Annotated in this window: 28 protein-coding genes; 13 read left to right on the forward strand and 15 right to left on the reverse strand. The window is 61.8% G+C overall.

All coding sequences use genetic code 11. From position 1 onward, the window contains the following. Positions 1-72: 72 nt before the first annotated feature. The 10 genes from ACZ2GY_RS07610 to ACZ2GY_RS07655 all read right to left on the reverse strand — a co-directional run bounded on the left by ACZ2GY_RS07610 (position 73) and on the right by ACZ2GY_RS07655 (position 11,129). Entirely contained in the window at positions 73-675 is a 603-nt protein-coding gene (locus ACZ2GY_RS07610) for a vitamin K epoxide reductase family protein (RefSeq protein ID WP_471673569.1), read from the reverse strand. Between the two features lie 88 nt (positions 676-763). Next, positions 764-1,498 carry a ZIP family metal transporter gene (locus tag ACZ2GY_RS07615; RefSeq protein WP_471673398.1) on the reverse strand — a complete coding sequence of 245 codons (735 nt, stop codon included), beginning with the start codon at positions 1,496-1,498 and terminating at the stop codon, positions 764-766. Continuing rightward, on the reverse strand, positions 1,498-2,295 hold the full coding sequence (locus tag ACZ2GY_RS07620; RefSeq protein WP_471673399.1) for a cytochrome c biogenesis CcdA family protein: 798 nt from the start codon (positions 2,293-2,295) through the stop codon (positions 1,498-1,500). The genes ACZ2GY_RS07615 and ACZ2GY_RS07620 overlap by 1 nt, the downstream gene beginning before the upstream one ends. Next, positions 2,292-2,930 (reverse strand): TlpA family protein disulfide reductase, encoded by a 639-nt coding sequence (locus ACZ2GY_RS07625; RefSeq protein WP_471673400.1) that lies wholly within the window; start codon positions 2,928-2,930, stop codon positions 2,292-2,294. Before ACZ2GY_RS07625 ends, ACZ2GY_RS07620 begins: the two co-directional genes overlap by 4 nt. Positions 2,931-2,956: 26 nt before the next feature. Beyond that, positions 2,957-3,985: a c-type cytochrome biogenesis protein CcsB gene (gene ccsB / locus ACZ2GY_RS07630; protein WP_471673401.1), complete on the reverse strand. Its 1,029-nt coding sequence runs from the start codon at positions 3,983-3,985 to the stop codon at positions 2,957-2,959. Further along, the gene (gene resB / locus ACZ2GY_RS07635; protein WP_471673402.1) at positions 3,982-5,601 is read right to left on the reverse strand and encodes a cytochrome c biogenesis protein ResB; all 1,620 of its coding nucleotides are present in this window, start codon (positions 5,599-5,601) and stop codon (positions 3,982-3,984) included. Before resB ends, ccsB begins: the two co-directional genes overlap by 4 nt. Positions 5,602-5,842: 241 nt before the next feature. Beyond that, positions 5,843-6,412 (reverse strand): signal peptidase II, encoded by a 570-nt coding sequence (gene lspA / locus ACZ2GY_RS07640; protein ID WP_471673403.1) that lies wholly within the window; start codon positions 6,410-6,412, stop codon positions 5,843-5,845. Continuing rightward, a complete protein-coding gene (locus ACZ2GY_RS07645; RefSeq protein WP_471673404.1) occupies positions 6,409-8,373 on the reverse strand; it encodes a heavy metal translocating P-type ATPase in 1,965 nt (654 codons plus the stop codon). Before ACZ2GY_RS07645 ends, lspA begins: the two co-directional genes overlap by 4 nt. Then, on the reverse strand, positions 8,370-8,744 hold the full coding sequence (locus ACZ2GY_RS07650) for an ArsR/SmtB family transcription factor (RefSeq protein ID WP_471673405.1): 375 nt from the start codon (positions 8,742-8,744) through the stop codon (positions 8,370-8,372). The genes ACZ2GY_RS07645 and ACZ2GY_RS07650 overlap by 4 nt, the downstream gene beginning before the upstream one ends. 129 nt (positions 8,745-8,873) lie before the next feature. Then, a complete protein-coding gene (locus ACZ2GY_RS07655) occupies positions 8,874-11,129 on the reverse strand; it encodes a transglutaminase TgpA family protein (RefSeq protein WP_471673406.1) in 2,256 nt (751 codons plus the stop codon). A gap of 486 nt (positions 11,130-11,615) precedes the next feature. Between ACZ2GY_RS07655 and ACZ2GY_RS07660 the strand changes: the two genes are divergently transcribed. The 3 genes from ACZ2GY_RS07660 to ACZ2GY_RS07670 all read left to right on the forward strand — a co-directional run bounded on the left by ACZ2GY_RS07660 (position 11,616) and on the right by ACZ2GY_RS07670 (position 15,538). Next, positions 11,616-11,798, forward strand: a complete 183-nt coding sequence (locus ACZ2GY_RS07660; protein WP_471673407.1) for a hypothetical protein — start codon at positions 11,616-11,618, stop codon at positions 11,796-11,798. A 25-nt stretch (positions 11,799-11,823) separates the two neighbouring features. Next, positions 11,824-13,359, forward strand: coding sequence for a multicopper oxidase domain-containing protein (locus tag ACZ2GY_RS07665; RefSeq protein WP_471673408.1), 1,536 nt, complete (start codon positions 11,824-11,826; stop codon positions 13,357-13,359). A 256-nt stretch (positions 13,360-13,615) separates the two neighbouring features. After that, a complete protein-coding gene (locus ACZ2GY_RS07670; protein WP_471673409.1) occupies positions 13,616-15,538 on the forward strand; it encodes a bifunctional copper resistance protein CopD/cytochrome c oxidase assembly protein in 1,923 nt (640 codons plus the stop codon). Between the two features lie 129 nt (positions 15,539-15,667). On the opposite strand, the gene ACZ2GY_RS07675 is transcribed toward ACZ2GY_RS07670, so the two are convergent. Together ACZ2GY_RS07675 and ACZ2GY_RS07680 are read right to left on the reverse strand one after the other, a co-directional pair. Next, positions 15,668-16,135: a hypothetical protein gene (locus tag ACZ2GY_RS07675; RefSeq protein WP_471673410.1), complete on the reverse strand. Its 468-nt coding sequence runs from the start codon at positions 16,133-16,135 to the stop codon at positions 15,668-15,670. A gap of 83 nt (positions 16,136-16,218) precedes the next feature. Next, the gene (locus tag ACZ2GY_RS07680) at positions 16,219-16,794 is read right to left on the reverse strand and encodes a hypothetical protein (protein ID WP_471673411.1); all 576 of its coding nucleotides are present in this window, start codon (positions 16,792-16,794) and stop codon (positions 16,219-16,221) included. An 842-nt stretch (positions 16,795-17,636) separates the two neighbouring features. Here ACZ2GY_RS07680 and ACZ2GY_RS07685 point away from each other — a divergent pair. From ACZ2GY_RS07685 to ACZ2GY_RS07710, 6 genes are all read left to right on the forward strand, one after another. Beyond that, positions 17,637-17,813, forward strand: a complete 177-nt coding sequence (locus ACZ2GY_RS07685; RefSeq protein WP_471673412.1) for a hypothetical protein — start codon at positions 17,637-17,639, stop codon at positions 17,811-17,813. Positions 17,814-17,907: 94 nt separating this feature from the next. After that, positions 17,908-18,525 (forward strand): helicase associated domain-containing protein, encoded by a 618-nt coding sequence (locus ACZ2GY_RS07690; RefSeq protein WP_471673413.1) that lies wholly within the window; start codon positions 17,908-17,910, stop codon positions 18,523-18,525. Between the two features lie 545 nt (positions 18,526-19,070). After that, the gene (locus ACZ2GY_RS07695) at positions 19,071-20,174 is read left to right on the forward strand and encodes an IS110 family RNA-guided transposase (RefSeq protein ID WP_471673570.1); all 1,104 of its coding nucleotides are present in this window, start codon (positions 19,071-19,073) and stop codon (positions 20,172-20,174) included. Between the two features lie 66 nt (positions 20,175-20,240). Beyond that, positions 20,241-20,699, forward strand: a complete 459-nt coding sequence (locus tag ACZ2GY_RS07700) for an AAA family ATPase (protein WP_471673414.1) — start codon at positions 20,241-20,243, stop codon at positions 20,697-20,699. A 46-nt stretch (positions 20,700-20,745) separates the two neighbouring features. Then, positions 20,746-21,231 (forward strand): tetratricopeptide repeat protein, encoded by a 486-nt coding sequence (locus tag ACZ2GY_RS07705; protein WP_471673415.1) that lies wholly within the window; start codon positions 20,746-20,748, stop codon positions 21,229-21,231. Positions 21,232-21,295: 64 nt separating this feature from the next. Next, a complete protein-coding gene (locus tag ACZ2GY_RS07710; RefSeq protein WP_471673416.1) occupies positions 21,296-22,069 on the forward strand; it encodes a class I SAM-dependent DNA methyltransferase in 774 nt (257 codons plus the stop codon). A gap of 73 nt (positions 22,070-22,142) precedes the next feature. On the opposite strand, the gene ACZ2GY_RS07715 is transcribed toward ACZ2GY_RS07710, so the two are convergent. The 3 genes from ACZ2GY_RS07715 to ACZ2GY_RS07725 all read right to left on the reverse strand — a co-directional run bounded on the left by ACZ2GY_RS07715 (position 22,143) and on the right by ACZ2GY_RS07725 (position 23,872). Continuing rightward, the gene (locus ACZ2GY_RS07715) at positions 22,143-22,808 is read right to left on the reverse strand and encodes an SDR family oxidoreductase (RefSeq protein ID WP_471673417.1); all 666 of its coding nucleotides are present in this window, start codon (positions 22,806-22,808) and stop codon (positions 22,143-22,145) included. Positions 22,809-22,889: 81 nt separating this feature from the next. Next, positions 22,890-23,351, reverse strand: coding sequence for a GNAT family N-acetyltransferase (locus tag ACZ2GY_RS07720; protein ID WP_471673418.1), 462 nt, complete (start codon positions 23,349-23,351; stop codon positions 22,890-22,892). Between the two features lie 113 nt (positions 23,352-23,464). After that, complete coding sequence (locus ACZ2GY_RS07725) at positions 23,465-23,872, reverse strand: RidA family protein (protein ID WP_471673419.1); 408 nt, start codon at positions 23,870-23,872, stop codon at positions 23,465-23,467. Positions 23,873-24,461: 589 nt separating this feature from the next. Here ACZ2GY_RS07725 and ACZ2GY_RS07730 point away from each other — a divergent pair. The 4 genes from ACZ2GY_RS07730 to ACZ2GY_RS07745 all read left to right on the forward strand — a co-directional run bounded on the left by ACZ2GY_RS07730 (position 24,462) and on the right by ACZ2GY_RS07745 (position 26,021). Beyond that, positions 24,462-24,719, forward strand: a complete 258-nt coding sequence (locus ACZ2GY_RS07730; RefSeq protein WP_299169113.1) for a glutaredoxin family protein — start codon at positions 24,462-24,464, stop codon at positions 24,717-24,719. 99 nt (positions 24,720-24,818) lie between these two features. Further along, the gene (locus tag ACZ2GY_RS07735; RefSeq protein ID WP_471673420.1) at positions 24,819-25,319 is read left to right on the forward strand and encodes a single-stranded DNA-binding protein; all 501 of its coding nucleotides are present in this window, start codon (positions 24,819-24,821) and stop codon (positions 25,317-25,319) included. A gap of 64 nt (positions 25,320-25,383) precedes the next feature. Beyond that, positions 25,384-25,755: a hypothetical protein gene (locus ACZ2GY_RS07740; RefSeq protein ID WP_471673421.1), complete on the forward strand. Its 372-nt coding sequence runs from the start codon at positions 25,384-25,386 to the stop codon at positions 25,753-25,755. Between the two features lie 8 nt (positions 25,756-25,763). After that, on the forward strand, positions 25,764-26,021 hold the full coding sequence (locus ACZ2GY_RS07745) for a ParB family protein (protein WP_471673422.1): 258 nt from the start codon (positions 25,764-25,766) through the stop codon (positions 26,019-26,021). Positions 26,022-26,429 lie beyond the last annotated feature (408 nt).

Below are 26,429 nucleotides of genomic sequence, written 5' to 3' on the forward strand. Positions count from 1 at the left end.
CACTTACCTCTCACTTACCTCGTGACGCATTGCCATGAACGCCGGTTGGTCCCCGGGTGGGGGTCTGGTGGGTTACCGGATGAAGACGGGCAGGAACCGGAAGAACACGGAGGCTGCGGTCGCCACCCAGAGCAGCGCAACGATGGTCCAAGCCCAGCCGGCGACACATTGCACAACGGCTGGCGGGGCTTTGATGATCCCGTGGACCAGGTTGCGGATGGTCAGCAGGATGAACAGGGGGATCATCATGGCCCAGACGATCATGCAGTAGATGCACAGGATGTAGATGTCGTATAGGGCCTGGCTCCACAGCCAGACCACGAAGGCGAACCCGGCGGTGACACCGGCCTGCAATCCGATCCAGTACCAGCGGGCGAACCGCGCCCCGGCCAGCATGCTCACAGCGGTGGTGATGACGACGGCGAACGCGACGATCCCGATCAGTGGGTTCGGAAAGCCGAAGAGCGCTGCCTGCCAGGTCTTGAATACCTGTCCACAGGAAACCCAGGGGTTGACGTCGCAGCTGGTGACATGGCCGGGATTCTCATAGGCGGCCAGGCGTTCGAGTACGAGGATTCCGGAGGCGATCCACCCAATGATCCCTGTTGTGAGCAGGACGAAAGCGGACGGCCGATTCCGGGCGAACCACGGGATCTGCCCGTGGTGCGGCGACATCGGGGCTGACGAAGCGGTGGATCCGGGTGCGGGTTTATTTGTCATGATTCTTTCACTGTTCGTTGGCGCCGGATGGTCGGTGGCTCTGCTAGCCGCCGACGTAGACGGAGATCAGGGCGAAGAGCGCGAACCCGGCGGTGAGGAACACCGGGTCGAGCAGGCTGGTGTCGCCTTCGTGGGCTTCTTCGATCATTTCCTCGACCACGACGCTGGTCAGGGCGCCGCCGGTGAGGGCAAGCACCGACAGGGTGATGATCTCGGGGGCGTCCTGCAGGGCGAAGTAGCCGATCGTTGCGCCGAGCAGGATGGGCAGGGTGAAGCTGAGCGCCATCAGGATGCGGGTGCGGCGGCGGATGCCGGCGCGTTTGAGCGATGCGCTGGCGGCGAATCCCTCCGGGATGTCGGCCGGGATTTGCCCCAGGGCCAGCAGGAACCCCAGTGAGGGGTTCAGGACGGTTGCGGTGCCGATCATGACCCCGTCGCTGAACAGGTCCAGGGAGACCCCGGAGAAGACCGCCAGTGGCCCGGCGGTCTCCTTGCCGGCGCCGAGGCGGGCGCGGATGAAGCCGATGGTCCGTTCGATGCCGACGAAAAATACGCCGCCGCCGACGAAGGCGAGGATCGGGATCCATGGCGGGCTGCCGGTAAGGGCTTCGGGCATCAGCTCGAGCCCGACCACGGCCAGGACGATCCCGGCCGCGAGGTGCAGTGCCAGGCTCAGGACGCGTTCGGAGACCTTGAACAGCTCCGCTGCCATCCCGCCAAGGAAATTCCCTGCCGCGGGCAGTGCCGCCAAGGCAAGGACGAGCGTAAATCCCTGCATCAGATCGGCATCCTGATGTCGTTGGCGAACCAGTCCTGTAATTGGGTAACCCAGGCTCCCCAGACACCGGAGACCATGAGCAGGCCGAGCAGGATCAGGACACCGCCACCGGTTCGCTGCAGGGTGATCCGGTGACGCCGGAAAAATCCGAGGGCACCCATCCCACGGCGGGCTCCGAGGGCGATCAGCAAGAACGGCACCCCAAGGCCGAGGCAGTAGAAGAATGTCAGCAGGGCACCCTTGGCGGCGCCCGACCCGTCGGTGAAGGCTAGCAGCTGGACAGCTGACAGGGTCGGCCCGATGCACGGTGCCCACCCCAACCCGAAGGTGACACCCAACAAGGGGGCGCCCCAAAGCCCGGTGGGAACCTTCGCCCGGATCTTGACATCGCGCTGGAACCAGGACAGCCCGCCGAGGAACACCAATCCCATCAGCACAACCACCAGGCCCAGGACCTGGGTGATCCAGGCCTGCTCAGAACTTTGCAACCATGCGCCGAGTTGCCCGAAGACCGCACCGACAGCCATGAACACGAGCGAGAAGCCCAGCACAAACAACCCAATCCCGGCGAACATCCTCCCACGCTGCTGTTTTTCCAGATCCACACCCGTGAGCCCGGTGACATAGCCCAGATAGCCCGGAACCAGTGGAAGCACGCACGGGGAGGCGAAAGACACAAGGCCCGCCAGCGCGGCGACCGGAATGGCCAGCAGCAGCGAGCCGGTGAGGATGGTTTCAGCGAAAGGATTACCTACCGCCGCCGGCAACGCCGAGGCCAGCACGGTCTGAAGGCTCATCGCTCATTCACCGCTGCGGTGATCAGGGCGTCCAGGGTGCTCTTCTCGGCCAACCCGATGATCCGCCCCGCGACCCGGCCTTGTTTGTCCAGTATCAGGGTGGTCGGTACCGCCTGCGCCGGAACGTAGTCGCTCATCGCCAGCAACACCGTCCCGTCGGTATCGTCAATACTTGGATACGTGGTCCCGAAGGTGCGCTCGAACGCCTCGGCGGTCGCCTGCTCATCACGGATATTCACGCCAATGAACTGCACGCCAGATTCCTGGTGCTTCTCGTACAGGGCCTGCAGGTCCGGGGCTTCCACCCGGCACGGCGCGCAGGCCGCGTACCAGACGTTGAGCACAGTGACCTGACCGGTGAAATCAGCAGAACTTACCGCGGTGCCGTCATAGAACCTGCCGGTCAGTTCCACCGGTTCCCCTCGGGATTCTGGTGGGAACTCGGTGACCGATCCATCGCCGGCGATGTAGCTTTCGGTATCGCCGGCGTTTGCCTGTTCGGCCAGGGAATCGCTCGAGGCGCATCCGGCCAAGCCCAGCACCATGACCAGGCCGGCAGCGATCAGACTCAGAGACGACCGGGTGACATGAATAAAGGAATGTTGTTGCACACTCATGTCCTCTGGCTTGTTCATCCGGGCACTTTCTATCGTTGGACTCATCACAGTCCGGAGTAGGAGTGCAGCCCGGAGAAGTAGACGTTGACGATCGTGAAGTTGAAGATGACGCAGAGGTAGCCGGTGATGGAGAGCCACGCTGCGCGGGTTCCTTCCCATCCGCGGGTTGCTCTGGCGTGGAGGTACCCTGCGTAGATGACCCAGATGACGAAGGTCCACACTTCCTTGGTGTCCCATCCCCAGTACCGTCCCCAGGCAGCCTCAGCCCAGATCGCGCCGGCCATGAGCGTGAAAGTCCAGCAGATGAACCCAATGCCGTTGAGGCGGTAGGCCAGTTGCTCAAGGGCTGCGGGAGCGGGTACCAGGCGAAGGAATCCTGCGGATCCGGATTCCTTCGCTGTTTTCTGTTGTCTGGTTTTGATGAGTTGCAGTATGGACAGGCAGAACGTGAGGGTGAAGATGGCTGAGGCGAGGACGGCGATGGAGACGTGGATGATCAGCCAGTAGCTTTGCAGTGCGGGGATGAGCTGGGCTACGGGCGTGGGGTATGCGATGGCTCCGGCCATCAGCATGACGAGTACTAATCCGGTGATCAGGGTTCCCAGGAAGCGCAGGTCCTGGAAGATGAGGCTCATGAGGAACACGGCCATAACCAGCAATGCGCCGGTGGTAGTGAATTCGTACATGTTGCCCCATGGGACCCGGGCGGCGGCGATGCCGCGGGTGATGACACCGGCGAGGTGGATGATCAGCCCGAGGATGCTGACAGCGACAGCAATACGGGCGGCGGGGCGACGGAGAGGCGCGTAGCTGATGGCGTTGCTATCCGAGATCTCCGGGGCGCTTTCCTCGGGGTCGACGCCCCTATGGGACCACCTGATCCCCGGTGTTCCGGTGCCGGCGGCGACGGACGCGGGTTCGGGGGTGCGGGTCTGTGCTGTTGCTACGGTGGGGAGCTTCCGCGCCCGCATGAGGTCGATGGTGAAGGCGAGGAAGGCGATGGTGTAGGTCAGTGCGGCGAGCAGCATGAATAGTTCGCTGTAATCGCCGAGCGCTTCATTGATCGGGGTCATTGTCTGCTACCTGCCTTCTCGGATTGGTTCCGGTCATATTTGGCGCTCCAGTGCGTGGAGAGGAGGGCCCCGATTTTGAGGGCTTCCTTCGCGAGCCCGTGGTCCTTGCCTCTGGCGAGCAGCCCATACTCGACCAAAGTCCTCCCGTTCTCGTCTTCGGTGGCGCGTACCCATGCCCTACGCCGGGGGATGCACAGCGTTGCTACTAGCCCTGCCAGGGCCAGCGAGGTGGAGATGAGCGCCATGGTTTTGCCCGGATCGAAGATGATGTCCAGTGCGACGTAGCGCTTGAGGCCGTCGAAGGTGATTGATCCTTTGCCCTGCGGAAGGTCGTATGTTTGGTAGGCGCCCAGGACGATGCCCCCGTCCGGGGTGTTCCGCCCGTTGAGCTGGGTGAGGTTGGTGGTGTCCAGTTGGTACACGTTACGGGGGGCGCCGTCGTCGAGCCCGAGGTCCCCGTAATAGGAGTTCAGGTTCAGCTGGGGGTTGAACGGATCCGGATCTGATCCGAAAGCCACACCGTTTTCGTCGACCACCGCTGTCGGTAGGAAGAACCCAACGAAGCCGAGCTGGTCGGGTTGCGCGTCGGGAGCCTTGATAACAATGGTGGAGTTGTAGGTTGCGTCCTGGGGCAGGGCCGGGACCGGCCCTTGGTAGGCGATGTTCCCGTTACCGTCGCGGACGGTAACCACGGGAGCGTAGCCGTTACCGATGAGATAGACGTTGGTGCCGCCGAAATTGATCGGTTCATTGACCCGCAACGTCTCGTTCCGGGGTTCAGCACCGGGACCCTCTTGGACGCTCATGGAGCCGGTGAAATCTACGGGGTTGCCATAATTGGTTTCCCTGCGGTCAAACGTGACGTCGAAGTCGTCCAGAGTGAGGGAAAACGGCACCAGCCAGTCAGCGTCGAAGTTTGTTCCCGGGAAGAAGGAGTCATAGGCGATCTCGGTGTTCGTGAATCCCTCGTCCTCAACGACGAGTTTTTGGCCGCGATACCCGAACAGCCCACCCACGGCCACGGCGATGAGTACCCCGATCAGGGACACATGGAACAGCAGATTTCCCGCTTCCTTCAGATACCCCCGTTCAGCAGCCACAGAAGGACTCGCCGTCTCGATGTCGCGCAGCTGCACCCGGTATCCACGACGGCGCAGCAGAACGGCCGCATCCTTGACCGCACCCTCAGGGGTGACGTCGCCGGATGGTAGTAACAGCGTGCCGTGCTGCGGCATCCGGGACAGCCTACGCGGGGTGATCGGCGGCTGGGAGCGCAGGTGCTTCCAGTACACGGCGGCGCGCGGGATCACACAGCCAATCAACGACACGAACAACAGCAGGTAGATCGCAGAAAACCAGGCAGAAGAATAGACATCGAACAGTTGGAACCGGTCCATCCACGGCCCGATCTGCGGGTTGTCTTCCAGATATTGGGTGACCACGGCGGGGTTGGCGGGGCGCTGCGGAAACAGCGACCCGGGCACCGCCGCGACGGCCAGGAGGAGCAGCAGCTGCACCGCGGTCCGCATGCTTGTTACCTGACGCCACGCCCACCGGAGCATTTCCACACCATTGAGGGAGACCGGCGGTTTCTCAGTCTTCGAACCAGGGGCCATCAGCCGGTGATCCCAACAGCGAGACCACTGGTCCAAGAGCTGGACGAGACCGAACGGGTCGCCAACGTCCCTGTCAGAACGGAAAATTCGTCGTCGGGCTCACAGCGCCTCAGTGAGGTCAGGTCCTCGATCTGCCAAGAATGATCCCCCGTCGGATTTACGTGTAGCACAATTGGTTCTCCTGCCGATCCAAGTGCAACCTTATCCCGATAGTTCTACAGTCTGTAGAACTGTCGGAGGTCTAGGCCTGTTCGGATGGCTTGTGGGCGGATGGATGGTTCTTCGGATCGTGGTTGTGTTCGACGGCTTTTCTGGTCACCGACGATTGCGAATCAGCCATCACCGTGGAGATGGCGAGGACTATGACGCCAAGGGTGATGAGCACGTCGGCGAGGTTGAAGGTGGGAAACCAGCCTGTGTGGAAATAATCGACTACTCCGGATCCATCGAGACGGTCGATGAAGTTCCCTGCGGCACCGCCGAGCACGGCGCTTAGCCCCAGCAGAGACAACCGCTGGTCGGACTTGGACGCCTGTAGCCAGAGGAACACGGCCACCGCGGTCGTGATCGCGCCGGTGAGAACCACCACCACCCAGGCGGGCAGGCCGGCGCCGATACTGAACGCGACGCCGGTGTTGTAGCCGAGCTGGATATTCAGTATCCCGACATCGATGGACTGCCCAGTGGCGAGGCGGTCCTCCACCAGTGCCTTCACCACCAGGTCGGCGGCGGCGAAGAAGGCAGCTAAACCCAGCCACGCGGCAGGTACCCCGAGCTTCCGGTAGCGGGTTGAGCCGGTTCCGCGGCTCATCGGGTGATGCCTACTCCGTCGCGGGCCGCGGACACGGTGTGGACTGGAACCGCCCGGGTGATCCGTCCGGCGCGCAGACCGTTGCCGATGACGAGGACTTCGGCCAGTTCGTGTATCAGCACCACCGCAGCGAGTCCGAGCACTCCGAACAGGGCCAGAGGGATCAGCACCGCGATGAGCAGCAGCGACATCCCGATGTTTTGCAGCATGATGCCGCGGGTCTGCCGGACGTGGCTGAGCACTTTGGGAAGGTGGGAGAGATCCTCGCCCATCAGCGCAATATCCGCCGTTTCGATGGCCACATCCGTCCCCATGGCACCCATCGCGATCCCGACATCGGCCGTTGCCAGGGCGGGCGCGTCGTTGATACCGTCACCGACCATGGCCACCGGTTGGCGTGCTTGCAATGCCCGGACGGCCTGTGCTTTGTCTTCCGGGCGCAGATCGGCGTGCACCGTAGTGATGCCCGCTTCGGCTGCCAGCGCGCGAGCGGTGATGGTGTTGTCCCCGGTCAGCATCACGGTTTCGTAGCCGGCCACAGATAACTGGCGAACCACCTCCGCGGCTTCGGGCCGCAGCTCGTCCCGGACCGCGACAGCGCCGATGACCGCGTGGTTTTCCTCAATGAGAACGGCGGTGGCCCCGGCCCGTTGCATCCGCTCCACCACCGCGTGCATGGGTCCCGGATCGATCCAGCCCGGCCGGCCCAACCGAACCGGCTGCCCGTTCAAGATGCCCTGCACGCCCGCCCCGGGAACGGAGACAACATCGACTGCCTGCGCTGGTGCACCGGCGGAGGCGAGGATGGCCCGGGCCAGAGGGTGTTCGCTGCGCGCTTCGAGCGCAGCAGCGACGGCCAGGACGCGTTCTTCGTTTGCTGGGATGCTGGCGGCGACTTCGACGACCGCCGGATTGTTCCGGGTCAGTGTGCCGGTCTTATCCAGGGCTATGATGCGGATTTTGCCCAACGTTTCCACCGCGGCGCCGCCCTTGATCAAGACGCCGATCCTGCTGGCAGCACCGACGGAGGCGACAACCGTGACGGGAACCGAGATGGCCAGCGCACAGGGTGAGGCGGCCACCAACACCACCAGGGCGCGCTCGAACCACAGCAGCGGGTCACCGACCAGGAACCCGAAAACAATGATCAGTCCGGCAGCGATCAGGATGCCGGGCACGAGTTTCCTGGCGATCCTGTCCGCGAGGCGCTGGCTGGCTCCCTTGCGCGACTGCTCGCTTTCAACGATGTGTACGATCCGGGCCAGCGAATTATTCTCTGCCGTCGAGGTGACCTGAACTTCCAGCGGTCCGGAGCCGTTGATGGATCCGGCGAACACCTCATCACCAGGTCCGGCCTCGACGGGAACCGATTCACCGGTCAATGCCGAGGTATCCAAAGCCGTGCGTCCGGCCCGGATGGTCCCGTCGGTGGCAATCCGCTCACCGGGACGGACGACCATCAGGTCCCCGGGCACAAGGTCCGCCGGAGCCACCGTGGTTTCAACGCCGTGACGCAGCACCCTGGCCTCCTTCGGTGCCAGATCCAGCAGTGCGCGAAGGCCGCGGCGGGCGCGGGCAACCGAGTATTCCTCCAGTCCTTCAGCGATCGCATACAGGAACGCCAGCGCAGCCGCTTCGGCCAGCTGCCCCAGCAGCAAGGCCCCTACCGCCGCGATGGTCATCAGGGTTCCCACACCGATTCCGCCCTTGAGGAGTCGGCGAAGGGTTGACGGTACGAAGGTCCACGCGGCCAGCGCCAGCGCAGCCGCTTCCAAAAGGACAGGTACCCAGCCCTGGACTCCACCAGTGTCCGCCAACCATCCGCTCAGGAGCAGGACTCCGGAGATCAGGGCAAGACGGATCTCGGTGACCTGCCAAAACTTTTCAGGCTCCTGCTCCTGTCCGGCCGGATTTCTTGTCTCGGATACGTTCTCGGTTGGACCGCAGCACGCGTCGCTCACCGTATTTCCTCCCTTCCCGGAGCGGAGGCCGAGTTCCCATACACCGGGCACAGACTGACGGCGTTACCCGTTGCTGCTAACAGGACTTCGGCCTGAGACAACAGGTCCATCAGTTCGGGCCTGGCCAATGAGTAGTAGACACTGCGTCCCGCAGCTCGTCCCGTGACCAAGCCACAATCGCGCAGGCAGGCCATATGCGCGGACACCGTGGATTGCGCCAGACCCAGTAGCCCGGTCAGGTCGCCGACGCGTGTCTCACCGCCTGCCATCGCCTTCACGATCGCCAGCCGGGTCGGATCGCTCAGCGAATGGAACAGGGCCACCGCAGGATCGAGCTGCCGCGCACTCTCACAGGCCGCTTTTATCGTCATAAAGCGATAATAGCATTTGCGCCAGATGATTGGCTCGATGCCGATCTTGTGGGCGCTCCTTCAAGGCCTCAAGGCAGCGATTTCCGGATCACGTTGCAGACCTTGCTCTGGTCGGTAGCTTCCGGCAGGTTAAAGCCAGGTCTTTCTGTTTGGTTGAAAGGGGTGCCGGAGAGAGTGAGGCAGGAGTTGTGCCCTGATCCGGCTGGAAAGTTTAGTGGAACGGCGCAGGGCCTTGATGACCGTCTGCACGTCCTCCCAGTTGGGAAGCGTTCCGGCGGTTTGGCGGGTGAAGCCAGTTGTTGGTGCATATTCCTCAATCTCGTAGGAGTATCGGAGCTTTGACAGCGAAACCGCTGCCTGGCCGTCGAGCGCGGCCTCCAGCTTGAGGCGTTCAGCGAATGAGCGGGGTGTATCCGATGACATCCGTCGATAGCCGTAATCGGCTGCTATCTCGGCCGTTTCGGCCCACGCCATCCTGGCGGGGTTATCGGTAGTAGTACCCGAGGTAAGTAACCGACGGCGGTGGGCGGACCGCGTCCTGCGTCTGAGGAGCGGTGTAACGCAAATCAGTGCGAGCAGCAGCATCCCGGTTGTCACAGCCCAGCTTCGCCCTGAACCGTCACGACCCTCTGGAGCATCGGATTGATCCGGGCTGGTGGCCGGTGTGGAAGGAGGTTCAGCGGCGTCCAATGGCGAATCTCGGGGTGTGAGGCTATCGTCGGCTACTGCCTCGGGAGGTAACGGTTGGGCTTGGGCATAGTCCGGGACAGCGCCGCGGCCCGGGGTGGGTTCGAACTTCACCCAGCCAACGTCCCTGAAATAGAGCTCGGGCCAGGCGTGAGCATCCCGTGAATCGACGGCGAATTCCGTGAGCTCCTCGCCACGGGGACCCTCAACTGTATTTCCGGTGGGCGTGCCTGGGGCGTAACCGACCGCAACCCGGCTTGGGATCCCGAGAAGTCGTGCCATGACGGCCATGGTGCCAGCAAAATGGACACAATACCCGGCCTTGACCTCCAGGAAACGTTCGATCACTCCCATACTGTTTCCGTCATAGCCACCGTCCACCGGCGCTTCCAGGGAATACGTGAACTCTTCGCTCCTTAGATAGTTCTGGATCGCCATGGCCTTGTCATAAGGGTTGGCCGTTTCAACCGTCAACTCTCGCGCTGTTGTCTCAATTGGCGCTGGAATGTCATCGGGCAGCGCGATGAAAGCCTCGGGAACTTCCCCGTCCGGAACGGGTCCTATGCCTGCAAGTAGTTCGCGCGTGAGTGTCGGGATTGAACTGCGAACCTGGTAACTTTGCTGCGCCGTGGATCCGCCGTCCGCTGCCAGTATGGTGAGGTTCTGCGGGTCCCAGGTCCACCTGCCCTCAAGGTTCGTGACGCTCATCGGCGCATACGGCGCCAGCAGCCATGGACTGGTAAAGCTCTGCGTGGTGATCGTCGTCAGTATGGGGCTTCCATCGGAGATGGGCTCACCTGCCACGATCTCTTCAATTCCAGCGCGCCGGGAATTCAGCCGCTGGTCCGGCTCCCACCGTTGGCCGGAAAAATCTTCCAAAGTCGACGAACGCAGATACAGCGGTTCAACTGCATTGGTGGCATAGGTGATCCGTCCGAAACCGGCCGGATTGCGCAGGTCATTACCCAGCGTCACGCTCGGATTCAACCCGGTCGCAGCACCCCACGGATTCAGGCGCGAACCCTGCGGAAACATCCCGGAACTAAATCCCGGGATCACCAACGGCAGCACAATGGTAGCGGTCAGTGCCACCGCTCCTATGGATACTGCCCGAGTGAAGTGCCCCTCGGAGGATCTGTCGCCGGTACCGGCAGCGGTCCTGCGGCCTTCGCGCCACTGCCCCGCAGCGAGGAGAAGCAAGTAACCGGTCACGGCGGCGATGAACGCGGGAATTCCTATGCTGTCCGGTTTGATAATTGCGGCAGGGATCAGAATCATCAGGAGAATGATTCCGCTGGCCGCCGGCATCCTGAGGGTGATGGCCGAAGTGTCTACCAGTACCGCGATCAGCCCGGTTGTGGCACTGATGACCAGGAGAATCCCCGCATCAGGTAGGACTGGTGCCAGATGTGTGACCACGGTGTCTTCGGCGTCATTGAGTAAAAGGGTCACCCGTTCCGGGGTGTCCGGTCCTGGAATGACGCCGAGGATGCTCTGGTCCGCAAAGTACTGCCAGTTCAGCACGCCGATCAGGGCTAGTAGGCCGGCCACGAAGATCAGCGGACCCGGGAAGCCCAGGCTTCGTATGACCGCCATGGTGGCGGACACACTGCCCACCGTAAGAATGACGGGGGGTAACCAGAGCCAGCCTTCGATAACACCATTGAGGCTCAGCGATGCCAGAATCACGGCTGTCATCGAGACCAGCGAAAGCACTAGGTGCCGTTGCTCATGTGGAGCACGGCCCGGCTGGGGCGGAACGAGACTTTCCTCAGAACTAGATGGCGCAGGCAGGGTGGTCGTCATCGTCGTCCCGGTCGCCGAGCGCGCACTGACCGGCAGTTGTACCGGGGTTGAGGGAGCGCACACCGCAGCCGTGTCCTGCGCGCGAAACCAGGACGGCCTCGGCCGCAGTAGTCCACAAAGGTTCGGCTTTGGGTATCCATGGGTCTCTTAACAGCGCGCAGTTAACGGATTACTTGTGACAACTTCCTTCCGTGATCAAAAGTTCCACACAGTAGGAGACGACCGCCCGAAGAGATAACCGTCCCTTCTGGGCCTCCAAGAGGTCGAAGAAGGTCTAAGCAGGATGCGTGAAATCGTGACAGCTGCGCAGGCTTTCCCCAAGGTCTCCACATCACACTGAATTCCTGCAGCATCCACACACGATATTAGAGGCGAGTAATGGCGATCGAAGAGATCGCGCTGGCCCGGCAGGATGCGGCTGACCTGATGCCTGGGGAGGCAGCCGACCGTCCCAACGGATTCACGCGAGAAGTACGTCCGATCCTGATTAGCATGCCGTCGCGCTCGACCGCAGCGGACTGGTGCATCGCCGCCGCCGAAGCGTTGCCCACTGGACCCTGAAGGGTCCCAAGCCAGGAGTCACACCGTGAGTATTTTCAACAGAAAGCGCACCGACCGGCGATCGGTCCGCGCAATTGAGAGAGCACAGGAGCTCGCTGAACGACGTCGGCGTGAAGAAGAACGACGGCGTGCGGCCGCGGAGCGGAAACGGCAGGAGGAAGCGCGTAAGCGGGCGGAAGCTGAACGACGGCGTACGGAACGAGAACGCGCCAAGCCGACACGGAAGCCGGTTCTGACGCCGAAACCCACCACCGGCAAGCCCTCGCCAAGTCCACGGCCCACCACGGTCAAGCCGAGCGCGACTGCCAAGCCATCCCCGACGGCAACGGCATCCGCAACAGTGTCCCCTTCGGCAACCGCGTCGGCAACTCCGACGGATTCGGTAACCGCAACGGCGTCCGCGACTCCTTCAGTTACCGCAGCCCCGTCGGAACCTCCCGTCGAAGAGCCGGAGGAGGCGCTGCACCACAGGTTCCAGAGCCAGGTGGACTTCAGCTCCGATCAGTTGGAGGTTTCCAACCCGGTCACCGAATTCCGGCAGATTCCGGCACTGTCGGTCCAACTGGACGTGCACAACCGCGACCTACGGATGGACGACGGCGCGGAGTTCGAGATGTGGAGCTTCGAGGATGAACGGTATGAGCGGGGTTTCCCTGGCCCCACGCTCAGGTTGCAGGAAGGCAAGATCTTCCACGGCACCGTCCACCCCAGCATGGGTCCACACACCCTTCACTGGCACGGGATGGAACCCGATCCGCGCAATGATGGCGTGGGGCACACCTCCTTTGAGGTGGACGGGCAGTACACCTACCAGTTCCAGCCTGAACCCGGTCGTCCGGGCGATCCGAACTACGGGGCAGCGGGAACGTACTTCTACCACTGCCATGTCAACACGCCTCTGCACGTCCAAATGGGGATGTTCGGACCGTTGGTGATCGACCCGGTGGTACATCCGGACTACCCCGTCAGCGCAGGAGCGAGGAGGGCTTTCGTCGACGGACCGGAGTATGACGTTGACACCGAGGCTCTGTTCGCCCCGTACTGCCTGGACCCGCGCTGGCATGAGATGGGCCATGCTGAGGGTCTGTCGGGGGAAGATGCCGGCCTCAACCGGTTCGAACCACGCCACTTCTACCTTCTAGGCGGGGAACTGGCGCGGCGCCCGGCGGGTAGGGAACTCGTGTGGAGCCTGTCGAGCTTGCGCGCGAACGTGGAGAGCGGCCCGAAGAAGCCGACACTGCTCAGGACAGTGAATGCCAACTACCTGCCCACCCTGGTGACCTTCACCGACGCAGCAGGAACGGAAGTAAAGATTGGCGAAATAATCTCCCACGACGGACGTCCGTACCGTGACACCTCCGTACCGGGTGCGCCTGCGCTGAGCTGCCGGGACGCCGGGTATCCGCTGACCACCAGCAGACTCTCCTACGGTGCGGCGGAACGATATGACATGCTGCTGCATCCACCGACACCCGGCCGTTACTACATGCGCGTTGATTGGAAGGACTGGATCACTGGAACGGTGGTCGGAACACGCGCCGTCCCCATCGACGCAACCTGACCTCATAATCTGCAGCGACCCGGATGGGGGGGCAAGACAGCACGAAGGGGCTTGTCATTTTCAGCGGCGTGACACGCTCGTTGACGTGTCCTGGCCCTGCAGGAATAGCTCGCGCCGGTATCACCGAACTGGACTACGGGCGCACGAAGGGCAGCAGTCGTCAGCCAGCCCGGGAATGTCTTCACAGGGATTTTCCAAGCAGCCGGGCCGAGACTGGGGGTAACGGCAGGGTGTCGGCCGCAGGGGAGGGCTTGGGATGTCGATGGTGTTGCGTGGCGCGGCGGGTGCTGCCCTGGCGGTTGCAGCGGTGCTCGCCCTGATATGGGCGTTCATCTATGGTGGTAGCGCCGAACTCGGCGTGTTGGACCGGGTTGGCCCCACGGTGCTGTGGTCGCTGCCCGCGGCGAAGCTGGTCTTCAACCTGGCCGCCGCGTGCACGGCGGGCCCCCTCGTGCTGGCCCTTTTCGTTGTAGCGCCGGATGAACCCGCTCACCGGCAGGCGCTACGCTTCGCCGGCTACTCGGCGTCGATATGGGCCCTCGCTGCTGGTGTTTTCACGGTCGCGAATTTTCAGTTGATCGCCAACATGCCGTTGTTTTCGGATGGTTTTGTGCCGGCCCTGTTCGCGTTTCTGATCGATGAGGATCCGGGTCGTTCCGGACTGATGGCAACCGGGATCGCGGCCACGACCGCACTGTTGTGTTTTGTGGTGCGCAAGCAATCCGCTGTTGCATTGACTGCTGTCCTTGCTTTCTCCGGGCTGATTCCGCTGGTGCTGAACTCTCACGCTGCCGGGGGAGCGGACCACGCCGACAGCACAATGTCGCTCTACCTGCACAGCGCCGCTGCGGTCGTCTGGCTCGGCGGGTTGGCTGGGATGGTCTGGTTGCGCCCATCTCTCGAACCCGGCCGGCTGAGCACCGTCGTCCGCCGGTACTCGACCCTGGCCCTGCTTTCCTTCATCGTGCTGGCGGTCTCCGGTGTCCTGGCCGCATGGGTAGCGATCGGCTCCCTCGCACAGATCGGAACACCCTACGGGGTGATCGTGCTGTTCAAGTCCGCGGCGTTCACCATCCTGGGAATCTTCGGGGCACTGCACCGCCTCTGGGTGATTCGACGCCTGGACAGCGTCGCTCCGCGAGCCGCCCGGTACTTCTGGTCGCTCGTCGTCGTGGAGCTGGCCATCATGGGAACTGCCTCGGGTCTGGCCGCGTCGCTGGCACGCACCGAGACTCCCACGTCGCTCGGATTAGCCGCTTCACTGGACCCGCCGCCCGCCCCCACGCTAGGGAATGTCCTGTCCCAATGGGAATTGGATCCACTGTGGAGCGTGGCGTGCGCCGTCGGCGTCTTCACCTACCTTGCCGGGGTGCGCAGGACCCGGATAGCTGGGATGAGGTGGCCCGCCTCCCGGACAGCGCTGTGGCTGACCGGCATCGCCGTGTTGTTCCTGGTGACGAACGGCGGCACCCACGTCTACCAGGGCTATCTGTTCAACGCACACGTGGTGACCCAGATGCTCCTCACCGCGGTGGTTCCGCTGTTCCTGGTCATGGCGGCACCGCTCACGCTGGCGGAGCTGACTATGAGGCCTCGAACCGATGGAAGCACAGGGTGCCTGGAGATGATCCGATCGTTCCTCCGGCCGGTACTCAAAATGACGGCCGCTACACCGTATTTGCCGGTGCTGCTGCTCGCGGGAACCCTTGTCGTCTTCTACTACAGCCCGCTGCTCGGCTATGCGGCCCTGAGCCAGCTCGGCTACGGCATCATGACACTCCTCGCCCTGTCCTCCGGTTGCCTGTATATGGCAGCACTCACCGGTGCCCCGGCTCCCGGACAGCAACTACAGCTGACCGTCAGGCTGGGCGCCGTGGCGGGAACCGCACTGCTCTTTGGCGTCTATGGACAAGCGATCAGCGCGCAGGCCACAGTGCTGGAACAACCCTGGTACACAGCGGTTGGACGGCCCTGGGGGCAGCATCCGTTCATCGCCCCGGAGCTCGCCGGAACCATCATGTGGGTCATCGCGGGCGCGGCGCTGGCAACAGCTGCCCTGATCATCGTCCTGCGACGAACGGTCTTGCGGCGAACGGTGGGTGACAGAGCAGAAGAATCATTAAAAGAGAACCCTCACCCCGAACCGGGCATCTCACCGAAGGCATCAATCCTGCAATAGCAGCCCGGACAACCGCAACGAACTAACGACACCGCACGCAAACCTGCATGCAGTACCGGCCCGGGCTAACCCAACACGTTGAGAGGCAGCCCCGCCACGCACACTGTCAGCGGCTGCTTAGGCATCGTTTTAGATGCAGCTGGCATTTACCCACTTGTCGACATCAATTTTGGCGGCAACGAAAGCATCGTAGTCAAAGTCTTTGGCTTCGCCTCGGCCGAGAGCCATGCTGGCCGCCAAAGTCTGCAGATCCGCTTCCAACTCCGGCACAGCGGTGGCGTCGATGTCCTCAACCTGGGCGATCATCGCGTCCAGCAGTTCCGGGGCTCCCTCGCGCTCGGACAGGATCAGCGGAGGAAAGTAGTTGAATCCCTCCTGTTGAGGAAGAAGGACCTCACAGATGTCGCCCTCCGGCGTACCGGGGGCCGCGGAGGGTGTCCGAGGCGCAGCTTGAGGCGCGGCTGCACTCGGGGCTGCACTCGTAGCTTCCTCTGCTCCGGGGGTTCCTCCTGAACAGCCAGCAATCAGCCACGCGACACCCAACGACATCGTGATTATCTTTACTGCGCCGGTCTTACTCGTCGAAATCATCTTCATCCTCGGTTCACTTTGTTGTCTTTGTACATCGCCGGCTCAACCCAACTTCGTCAGCCCGCAACCACGAACCGACGATCAAACTCTTAGGGGCAGCCGTCCCTGGTCAGCTCAATCTCCAGCGGATGCTGAGCGCTGTAATCACGGTCTTCACTTGAATAATCGAGCTCGACGTATGCTGCACTTCCACGGTCGGCGTTCTCACCAATCGAGACCTCCACCAACACGTTGACGTAATCATGGGTCTTGATTTCGTAGTCGGTGGCCGGTACCGGTCCCACCGGTGCCGGTGCCTCGCTCTCCTCCATGTCCATATCCATGTCTTCATCGCCGCTGCTGTGGTGGCCTTCACGGTTGGCAGGGATCACTTGCACCGATTGAAGCGTAAGCTCCTCCGGCGATCCGAGTGTCACATCTGCCAGGGTGAACACCTCATCGGTCGCATTATGCACCAAGATGGTGAAGACGGAGGATCCCGTCGGCGGCTGCTGGGAGCACAACTTCGCTCCGTTGGCCGTCACATTCAACGGGTCCTCATCCGCCGGGTCCACGGGTTCTGCTTGCTCGGCGGACGCTCCGGCTTCGCCAGAACCTTCCGCTGCTGCGTCGGTGCTGTGCGCTTGTGCGTCTGCATGCTCAGATTCCCCGCCGGTGGAATTCACAGAAGGGTCGCTCCCAGTGCCAGCCGGCGCCATCGAACACCCTGACGCGACCCCCATAATCACAGCGGAAACCAATAGCACCCTGCCCTTATTGCTGAACATTTTCCTACGTTCTTTCCGAAGTCTCATATGTCACTGAGCGCGCGAATCTCCCGTGCGAGCACATTACCTAACAGAATGTTCGTACTGGACGCGCCGAAGTATTGGTCGTTACAGGATGCCATGTACAACGAGAAGCCGGAGGAGGGTTCGCATCTCGGCACGATAGCGATCGGACACGAGCTACAAGAGCGAATCTCACTGTTCTTACTACCCGTCATTCATGGCAGGGTGAGAGATCAACTGAGGCTGTGGGTGCACACATAACGGTCACCGAGTAGGGAGTTCATCTGAACCGGTGATGTCCCACCGGTCCGTGAGGAAGACCGGACCTGGAATTTCCGACTCGCGGGGTAAACGCATGCCGCACACCGTAGTGCACCCAGACACGCTGGTGATCGTAGAGGAAACCATAAGGTACGAAACGGATAGTTAGCGCTACCGGCGAGGCTGATCCGAGTCCCAGCTCGACCCGGCAGATGGGCCACCCTTTCGTGAGCCCAGGGTGGAGTCGTCGAGTATGCCCCCAACCTCGCGCGGCTCCACCCTGTTACCGGAGCTACCGACCCCTTTGCAGTACTCCAAGGATTAAAAGCAATTCGTCGACCGATTTGTCTATAGGAACATCTCCGCCGGCCGCCGCGGTCGGCACGACACCCGCACCCCACTGCTGATTACCCGTGGCCACCGGCGAGGCCGGCGGTACAGTAAACCCGGAAACCAACCATCCGTAGGGGGAGCTCATGGCAGGCATCGACTTCATCCACTCCGCCCACCAGCTCACGTATGAAACCCCGGACAGCCCGGCGGAAAAAGCCCTCACCAACGCTATGCCGCTGCCATCGATCATCGGGTCGGTGAACCTCACGTGGGACCAACCCTCCGGCGATGTCTTCCGGCATATCTGGCCCGACTCCTGAGAGCGTGCCGCCTAAGCGCGTAGAACACCAGGACGAGCCGGACTGGGGTCCGGCGACCGCACGGCACGAGTGGGAACTGATGTATGTGCGGGGAATGAGCATCATACAAATCGCTGACGTGTGCCGGATGGACTACCAGCGAGTGCGTAGGCATATCCGCGCACGAGAACGCGGCGACCCAAGTATTTTCGGTCGCCGCCTCATCCGGCACACCCAGCCGGCGCCGCCACCATCGGTGGCGCCGTCAGGGCGCCGGGATCCCGGGCAAGTGTGGGAAGCCCGGTTCGAGCATCTGCGGCGCTTCATCGAAGAACGCGGCCAGTACCCGCAACAGCTCTCACCCGATTCTGATGAACGCAAACTCTTCGGATGGCTCGGTTATCAGCGCGACCAGGACCGGGACGGACGACTCAGCGCTGAACGCGCCGCACAGCTGGACACGCTGGGATCGTGGCGGGGCAGGGCGCTTGGGGATCGGGAAACCCACTGGCGCAACACCCATACCAAGCTGCTGCAGTTCATCCAGGACGCCGGACGCTTGCCCAGCCGCTACAACCCCCGTACGACACCGGAAGAAACCGCTCTCGACATATGGCTCGCAGCCCAGCGAGCCAACGCACGCAAAGGTGAACTCTCCGCCTCCCGCCGGACCGCCCTGGATGAGACCATGCCGAACTGGAACCACACAGGGGCCTCGCGACGCTCGGACTGAACCCCGGCACTCCCTGGCGGTCGCCGCCGGCACCCTAGATTTTTTGCTGCTGTCCTTCGGATGATGCGTCCACACTCCACAGGACTAACTCAGCTGCCGCTGAGCGGTACGGAACCCAGGCAATCTTTCCGGCGCTCCCAAGGGTCGCTTATTTCCTCCCAGATTCCCCACGCATCCCACCGCCCTGCGGGTTGACCCTGCTCCGTCTTGGACAGCTACGCGATGCTTCGCCAGCAGGCAAAAAACAATTGTGAGTCTTGCAGCGGCTGGTCTGGGACTAGCTGGCAGTGTTGATGCCGGTCGTTTCGTCTGACGTGTGACTCGAAAAAACAATTGCCCCGCCAGGGTGCATTTCCCCCGACTTGTCCGCGCCGGATGGAGCGGCCGGCGTTGACCTGTCTCACGTCGGTGGCTTGATTAGAAGCTTGCCCAGCCCCTCACGGTTGTGGCTCATCACAGTATTGCCTCGAAGTGACTCCTCCCAGGTCAGTGCCGGTCGCGACGCGATTGATCTTGCCCATTCGACAGGAAGGAGGGTGGCCGCGTTGACTCTCGTTGCGCAGACCCGCCCATTCGTCATCGGCGTGGATTGCCACGCCCGCACACATACGTACGCCATCATCGAGGCCCGTACTAAGCGACAGGTCGCGTGCGAGCAGTTCCCGACTACCTCGGCAGGGATGTCCCGCGCACTTGCCTGGGTAGGCCGACGCACGGACGGCGACACAGGGTGTCTGTGGGCTGTCGAGGGTATCGGCTCGTATGGGGCCCGTCTGGCCCGGGCAGTAGCCGAAGTCGGCTACGACGTCGTCGAAGCTCCACGGATGAACGCCCGAGGACGCCGCGCGATCGGTAAATCCGATCCGCTAGACGCTGCGGCCATCGGTACCGCAGTCCTGGCTTTAGATGAGTCCCGGCTTCGAACCCCACGCCAGGACGAGGGAGCCCGTGCCGGACTGAAGATCCTGAGCGCAGCCAGGGATCAGTTGACCCGGGACCGAACGATGAACGTCAATGCGCTCATCGCCTTACTCCGGGCACACGATCTAGGAATTGACGCTCGTAAACCGCTGGTTCCAGCCCAGATCCAAACGATCATCAGGTGGAGGGAACGAGACGAGCCAATCGAGTTGTTGATCGCGCGCGAGGAAGCAGTTCGGTTGGCGCGCCGCGTCCACGAAGTAACCACGCAGCTGACCGCTAATCAGAAGCGCATGACAGAGCTAATTCAGCAAAGCCCCGCGGCGCCGCTGCTGGAAATGATGGGCGCCGGGGCTGTCACTGTCGCCACCGTCCTGACAGCGTGGTCGCATCCAGGAAGGGTTCGCAGCGAGGCTGCGTTCGCCTCACTGGCAGGGGTGAGTCCCTTGCCGGCTTCAAGCGGTAACACTGTCCGGCACAGACTTAACCGGGGTGGCGATAGGCGCCTCAACCGAGCCTTACACACCATCGCCATGACCCGGATGGTCCATGACCCCGGGACACGCGACTACGTCACCAAACGAACCCAAGAAGGCCATAGCTACCGCGAGATCCGTAGGTCCCTGAAGCGCTACATCGCCCGCATGCTCTACAGACAGCTGAACACCCTCTACGCCACTGCGAGACCAGCGGATCCGACGTTGCTGACGCAACCTCTTCTCGAGTAAAGATTTTCTTATATATACGTAGGAGGATCCCTCTCCGGGCGACTGTTGTGTCGTTAGGCTGAGCTCATGTCTCGAGTCTTGGTTACTGGCATGTCGGGCACGGGAAAGACAACGCTGCTGGGCGAGCTATCCCGGCGGGGCCACCAGACGCTCGACACCGACTATGACGGCTGGGTGCTTGTAGACGGCGCATGGGACGAAACGCGCATGGCCGCGTACCTCGCTTCGAAATCGTCCGTCGTCGTCTCCGGAACTGTCGAGAACCAGGGACGCTTTTATGACCGTTTCGAGGCCGTCGTACTCCTCAGCGCACCGGTGGAAGTGCTCATCGAGCGCGTATCCATTCGTACCAACAATCCCTACGGCAACGGAGCGACAGAGCAGTCCGTGATCCGCCAGCAGGTCCTCGACGTGGAACCGCTGCTTCGACAGGGTGCAACCCTTGAGCTCGACGGACGCCGACCGCTTTCAGAACTGGCTGATGCTGTCGAACGCCTCATGGCATCCGCCGGCCACGTCCGGTGAACCATCGTTTACCGAGCGCTGCGTTGGTGAGCAATATAGTGAACGAATGAACGCCGAGACCTGGGAACAGCGCGTCGCCGAAGTCTGGGCTGACGAAACGATCGACGACGAGCATCGGATCGTCCGCATACGGGACCTCGTCGGTGCAGCCCCGCACCCCGCCATCGGCGCATTCGAGCTCGGCGGCGCTTTCGACTCCGCCGGTCACGAAGCGGAGGCAGATATTCACTACACCGCCGCGACGGTAGCCGGTCTCGATGCCATCGACTCCGACCGGGCTGCACAGATGATCGTGCAGCACGCCTCGACCCTGCGGAACCTCGGCCGGATCGATGAGGCGATCACAATGCTCCGCGAAGCAGGCGAGCATCCCAGCACCGGTGCGGCGCCGAAGGTCTTCCTCGCACTCGCCCTGCATAGCGCCGGACGCCGCGATGAGGCACTCCGCATCGCGATCGAGGCCGTTGAGCCAACCCTCCCCAGATACAACCGGTCAGTCAGCGCCTACGCCAAAGCCCTCACCGAGCAGTGAGCGATCCGCCACCAAAGCGTCTCGATAGCCGAACGTTCAGGGCATACCGCGGTGCCCCCTCCTGATGAGTAGCGAGGACCGAGCGACAAAGGCCAGCATCGACTACGACGAATACAACGACAATTTTTTAGCCGCGATTTACGACGGCGACAATCCGGACGGCCCTGATCATGACTACTACCGGGAGCTGGCAGCAAGTCTCAACGCAGCTCACATCACCGACCTAGGGTGCGGAACGGGCATCCTCACGGTCACACTGGCGGACCCTGGACGAACGGTTATCGGCATCGACCCTGCAGCCGCGATGCTAGCGCGCGCCTCTTCTCGACCAGCAGGTGATTCGGTGGAATGGCGTTTAGGCACGTCAAGCTTGATCGACACCAACAGAAATGACCTGATCATCATGACGGGGAACGTTGCGATGCACATCCTCGGGGATGACTGGCACATCACGTTGAAGGACGTCGCCCACGGTTTGAAGTCGGGAGGCTTGCTGGCCTTCGAAACACGCAATCCGACAGCGCAAGCCTGGACCGAGTGGAACGACCCAGGATCAGAACGAGACACTGCCGTCGGTCTGCTGCGCGAGAGCACGACAACCTCGGATCCCGACCCCGACGGAATTATCACCATGCGATGTCACAACGAGTTCATCGACGCAAACCACGAGGTGGACGTCAAGCAGCGTCTCCAGTTCCGGACCGCCGAGCAACTCACTGCGGACCTGAATCGTGCCGGCCTCACAGTTCGGCACATCTGGAGCGATTGGACCGGAACACCCTTCACCGGCGCTGTCTCGGAACGACTCATGATTTTCGAAGCGAGCCCGAAAAGCTAACCGCTCGAACTTCACCACCTTCGACTACTACCGACGAACTTGTCCCGTAGACCGATCCCTCTGCGTGCGAGCGTCAGTACTTGGCGGAGAAACCGCCGTCAGTGTTGAGGAGTTGTCCCGAGACCCAACGGCCGTCTGGGGAGAGAAGGAAGGATGTAACGGAGGCGATGTCTTCAGGGGTACCGAGTCTGCCTAAAGGGTGATGCGACACCATACCTTTACGCATCTCGGCGTTCATCCATCCGGTGTCGATCGGCCCGGGATTGACGACGTTAGCGGAAATTCCCTTGGGTCCGAGTTCTCGAGCGGCCGAGATGACGATTCGATCGAGCGCGCCCTTGGATGCCCCGTAGGGGAGGTTGCCCGTGGTGTGGTCGCTTGTGAATGCGACGATCGCGCCGCCGGCGGTGGGAATCTGCCGTGCGAATGCGGCGATTAGTAGTAAGGATGCACGGGCGTTCACGGCCATGTGGGCATCGAAGCTTGCCGCTGTGGTGTCAAGGATGCCGGACTCGACATCGTGGGCATGGCTGAGTACAAGACCGCTCAGCGCACCGCGTTCTGCGGTGATGCGGTCGACGAGATCTTCCGGGCCGTCCGTTGTAGCCAGATCACAGGGATAGTCGCCGCTCTCCAAATCGCTGGTTGTGACATCCCAGCCATCAGCGACCAAGCGAGGAACTATGCCGGCGGCGATACTGTTCGAGCGCGCTGCACCGGTGATGAGAACTAGGGCCATAACGGCACTCTATCTGGGCGTCGCTTTCTCAGCCGTAACTATTCCGCTCAACGATCCTCCAGAGAATAGGCTCGCACGTGTTTACAGGTGCATGCTGAGGACGGTTCGGACGGGGATGTTCCCGCCTCGGTCATCAGGGACGCGATGCATTCCGATTTTCTCAGCTACCCGCTCAGAAGCCCGGTTATCCGGGTGGATGATAGCTATCAGTTCCTTGGATTCAAGATGTTCTCGGGCGTAGTCGCGACAAGCAGTTGCTGCTTCTGTCGCGAACCCCTTCCCTTGTAGGTCGTAGCGAACGTGGTACCCGACCTCAAGCTTCTGCAGGCCGTTCACCTGCTGCCAGGTCAGGCCGCAGTCGCCGATGAACTCTCCGTCGTGCGTCTCGACAATCCACAGACCATACCCGTGCTTCGCGTAGTTCTCCTGGTTCCACTGAATCCAGCTTGCTGCTTCCTCCTGAGACTTGGGCGCAGGGTAGAAGCGCATCATCTCGGGATCCCCGAGCAACGCGGTCATGTTATCGAGGTCAGCATCAGTCATTTCTCGGAAGTGCAATCGATCAGTCGGCTGTGGCGTTAGCATCCAATCACTCTATTTCCGGTGCGTGGCCAAGGCTTACAAACCGATCGCTCATTAGGACGTTGATCAGATTATTAGTTACGGACAGCGGCCACAGCTTCGATTTCCACGAGCTGATGCTTGTATCCAAGGACTGTTACGCCTAATAGGGTGCTCGGGACTTCATGAGCACCGAACGCTCGGCGGACAACCTCCCATGCAGTGACAAGGTCAGCCCGATCGGTCGATGCCACGAGCACGCGGGTACTGATGACGTCCTCGATCCTGGCTCCAGCTGCCTCGAGAGCAGTCGTCATGTTCCGAATACACTGGTCCGCCTGGGCCGCATAGTTGCCCTCGCCTACTGTCGCTCCAGCTTCATCGAGGGGACAGGACCCCGCGAGGAAGATCAGTCGCACATCGGCCGGAGCGGTGGCGGCATAGGCGTACTGCGCTGCGTCCGATAGTGCGGTCGCGCGAATCAAAGTCACTGCTGAAGCCATCGGGCTCTGCCTTCTCTCGTGTCGACTTTCTGTCGTGTCGACGAATTTTTAGCTTCTCATTCACACGTCCCAGGCCACTTGCACGGGCCTCGCTTCGCTCGGGCTGTAAAAGCCCTTTTCTGTTTTTGCTGCTGTCCTGACGGATTGTGCGTGTCCGCTCCGACCTGTCTAGCCCCTACTTCGTCGGGGCCTGCGGTGCAGAAAATGTCCCTGCGGCGCTCCTTCGTCGCTGATTTCCTCCGGGAATTTCCCGCCCCTTGTCCTGCGGGTAGACATGCCTTCGTCGGCCACAGCTTCGCAAGCTCCGCCAGCAGCCAAAACAACGGGGGAGAGGGGAAGCTGGCCGGTCACCAAAGCCGCCCCACTCACCGGCAATTGGTCCACGTCAGCACCCGATTCCAGCCTCTTGACAGACATAGAAGCGTCGGGGGAGGGATAAGGACCACCAACCGACTAAGAGAAAACACAGCAAAATCCGCGTGAATAAGCCTCAAAACCTCTCCTTTTTCAGATGAAAACACTAGAGTTGAGGTAGCAGTACAGCAGTTGACTCTTACTAAAACCACCACGAAACCAAGGACTGAATGCTATGACTCTCACCATCTATATCAAGCCCACCGGGTGCTTTGGATGCGACAAGACGAAGCAGCTGTTCACCGAAGCCGGCGTAACGTTCACCGCCGTTGATATCACCACCAACCCGCAGGCACTGGAGTACATCACCGAAGACCTCGGCTACTCCCAGGCACCGGTCGTTCTATACGAAAAGGGCGGCAGTGAAGACCACTGGTCAGGACTGAACCCCACCAAGATCAAGCAGGTCATCGCCCTGGATGCCAGTGAATAGAACGTACCCAAGAACTGACTCACTCAAACACTCATTTACTCAAATACTCACGGCAGCAGCGACAACACCACAACCACCACGAGAGGCAAGTTGATCATCATGTCAGGCGAAACCATCATCACCGTTATTGGGAACCTCACCGCAGACCCCGAGCTGCGCTTTACCCCGAGTGGAGCCGCGGTAGCGAACTTCACCATCGCCTCCACGCCGCGCACGTTCGATCGGCAGTCCAATGAATGGAAGGACGGGGAAACCCTGTTCCTGCGCTGCTCGGTGTGGCGTGAATCGGCTGAGAACGTCGCGGAAACCCTCACCAAGGGAACCCGTGTCATCGCCCAGGGTCGGCTGAGGTCCCGCTCCTATGACACCAAGGAAGGCGAAAAGCGCACCGTGATGGAGCTCGAGTGTGACGAGGTGGGCCCAAGCTTGCGCTACGCCTCCGCGAAAGTCAGCCGCGCCCAACGGAGCAACAGCGGTCAGGGTGGGGGAGGGCAGGTACCAAGCCAGGGCGGCCAGTCCGACCCGTGGGGAGCACCGGCCAACGCCGGCGGCAACAGCGGCTGGGGTAACGGCCCAGAAACCAGCGAACCCCCGTTCTAAGCCCGTCTATGTCGGTGGCCGGCACTACGCTGGCCACCGACCCGCACACCCTGTAGGAGCCGCAATGTCTGATGAAACACCCGAAGTAGTACAACACGCCGACGACGCTTATGAAGCGATCCGGGCGATCAACCACCTGACCATCAACGCCCCCTCCCTCCCGGCTCCCCTCGTGTACAGCGTGCTGGGGAATCTCAAAGCTTTGGGACTCTCCCAAACCCTGGGGCAGCTCGCCAGCGGACTCGGCCGATCCCTGGACACACACGACGTGTACGAAGACGACGGACGCGACCCCGTGCAATCCATTGCCACCGCAACCGACCACCTCACTCGCGCCGCTGAACTCGCTGCACAGCTCAGCGACGAGCTGGCGAAAGCACAGAACGCAATCAGCCGGCAGGGCTACAACGAGCCCAGCCCAAACTGCAGTGAGTAAGTGAGTAAATGAGTAGACGTAAGCCGGCCTCATTCACCCCGTACTTCACCCAAGCCGACGCTGACCAGGTGCGTGCAGCGTTCCTATCCACAGGCCCCGCCGAGGGGTACGCATCCGTGGCAGACTTGATCGAAACAGCGGTACTCAAAGAAGTCCGCCGGCTGCAGCGCAAACACAACAACGGGAAACCCTGGGAACCCGTACCACCGGGCGCGCTACGCACCGGCAGGCGCAGCCGGGACGAAGAGAGACAGCGCGCTGAATAGATTTCCTAATTCCTTATTAGTGGTTCCCGATTCGCCGAGTTGGTGACGAAGGGACTGCTGGCATCAACGGGCTACGCAGCAACTGCCTTACTGGTGGACTCCTGAGATTTCCTAGGTCCATGGAGGCCCCGCAAAAGAATGGCTGTCACTGGTGAAGTGGTTGCTGCGAAACCTGCCCCACCCCACCCCCGGCCTGCGATGAGCTTGGTGACTTTGCCATTGCTCGGGGTGTCTTTTGAGTACACTGCTCTGCTGCAGTTCATGCTCTTTATGGTGCGAGCCTGCTGCGGGGAGATCTCCCTCTTCTTCCCGGGCCTTTCGAGCCCTTGATAAGGCTGGGACCCCCGCGGTGAGTCGGTGTCACGAACGGCTAGTGAGATGGCGGGCCGAAGAGTCCTGGAATTAGGT

The organism is Arthrobacter sp. KKT183, assembly GCF_055657625.1.

What these genes read in the sequence shown, in the direction of transcription:
- ACZ2GY_RS07610 (WP_471673569.1), bottom strand. Translation starts at nt 675, where the DNA reads ATGTCGCCGCACCACGGGCAGATCCCGTGGTTCGCCCGGAATCGGCCG.
- ACZ2GY_RS07615 (WP_471673398.1), bottom strand. Translation starts at nt 1,498, where the DNA reads ATGCAGGGATTTACGCTCGTCCTTGCCTTGGCGGCACTGCCCGCGGCA.
- ACZ2GY_RS07620 (WP_471673399.1), bottom strand. Translation starts at nt 2,295, where the DNA reads ATGAGCCTTCAGACCGTGCTGGCCTCGGCGTTGCCGGCGGCGGTAGGT.
- ACZ2GY_RS07625 (WP_471673400.1), bottom strand. Translation starts at nt 2,930, where the DNA reads ATGAACAAGCCAGAGGACATGAGTGTGCAACAACATTCCTTTATTCAT.
- ccsB (WP_471673401.1), bottom strand. Translation starts at nt 3,985, where the DNA reads ATGACCCCGATCAATGAAGCGCTCGGCGATTACAGCGAACTATTCATG.
- resB (WP_471673402.1), bottom strand. Translation starts at nt 5,601, where the DNA reads ATGGCCCCTGGTTCGAAGACTGAGAAACCGCCGGTCTCCCTCAATGGT.
- lspA (WP_471673403.1), bottom strand. Translation starts at nt 6,412, where the DNA reads ATGAGCCGCGGAACCGGCTCAACCCGCTACCGGAAGCTCGGGGTACCT.
- ACZ2GY_RS07650 (WP_471673405.1), bottom strand. Translation starts at nt 8,744, where the DNA reads ATGACGATAAAAGCGGCCTGTGAGAGTGCGCGGCAGCTCGATCCTGCG.
- ACZ2GY_RS07655 (WP_471673406.1), bottom strand. Translation starts at nt 11,129, where the DNA reads ATGACAGCCGTGATTCTGGCATCGCTGAGCCTCAATGGTGTTATCGAA.
- ACZ2GY_RS07660 (WP_471673407.1), top strand. Translation starts at nt 11,616, where the DNA reads ATGGCGATCGAAGAGATCGCGCTGGCCCGGCAGGATGCGGCTGACCTG.
- ACZ2GY_RS07670 (WP_471673409.1), top strand. Translation starts at nt 13,616, where the DNA reads ATGTCGATGGTGTTGCGTGGCGCGGCGGGTGCTGCCCTGGCGGTTGCA.
- ACZ2GY_RS07675 (WP_471673410.1), bottom strand. Translation starts at nt 16,135, where the DNA reads ATGAAGATGATTTCGACGAGTAAGACCGGCGCAGTAAAGATAATCACG.
- ACZ2GY_RS07685 (WP_471673412.1), top strand. Translation starts at nt 17,637, where the DNA reads ATGGCAGGCATCGACTTCATCCACTCCGCCCACCAGCTCACGTATGAA.
- ACZ2GY_RS07690 (WP_471673413.1), top strand. Translation starts at nt 17,908, where the DNA reads ATGAGCATCATACAAATCGCTGACGTGTGCCGGATGGACTACCAGCGA.
- ACZ2GY_RS07700 (WP_471673414.1), top strand. Translation starts at nt 20,241, where the DNA reads ATGTCTCGAGTCTTGGTTACTGGCATGTCGGGCACGGGAAAGACAACG.
- ACZ2GY_RS07705 (WP_471673415.1), top strand. Translation starts at nt 20,746, where the DNA reads ATGAACGCCGAGACCTGGGAACAGCGCGTCGCCGAAGTCTGGGCTGAC.
- ACZ2GY_RS07710 (WP_471673416.1), top strand. Translation starts at nt 21,296, where the DNA reads ATGAGTAGCGAGGACCGAGCGACAAAGGCCAGCATCGACTACGACGAA.
- ACZ2GY_RS07715 (WP_471673417.1), bottom strand. Translation starts at nt 22,808, where the DNA reads ATGGCCCTAGTTCTCATCACCGGTGCAGCGCGCTCGAACAGTATCGCC.
- ACZ2GY_RS07720 (WP_471673418.1), bottom strand. Translation starts at nt 23,351, where the DNA reads ATGACTGATGCTGACCTCGATAACATGACCGCGTTGCTCGGGGATCCC.
- ACZ2GY_RS07725 (WP_471673419.1), bottom strand. Translation starts at nt 23,872, where the DNA reads ATGGCTTCAGCAGTGACTTTGATTCGCGCGACCGCACTATCGGACGCA.
- ACZ2GY_RS07730 (WP_299169113.1), top strand. Translation starts at nt 24,462, where the DNA reads ATGACTCTCACCATCTATATCAAGCCCACCGGGTGCTTTGGATGCGAC.
- ACZ2GY_RS07735 (WP_471673420.1), top strand. Translation starts at nt 24,819, where the DNA reads ATGTCAGGCGAAACCATCATCACCGTTATTGGGAACCTCACCGCAGAC.
- ACZ2GY_RS07740 (WP_471673421.1), top strand. Translation starts at nt 25,384, where the DNA reads ATGTCTGATGAAACACCCGAAGTAGTACAACACGCCGACGACGCTTAT.
- ACZ2GY_RS07745 (WP_471673422.1), top strand. Translation starts at nt 25,764, where the DNA reads ATGAGTAGACGTAAGCCGGCCTCATTCACCCCGTACTTCACCCAAGCC.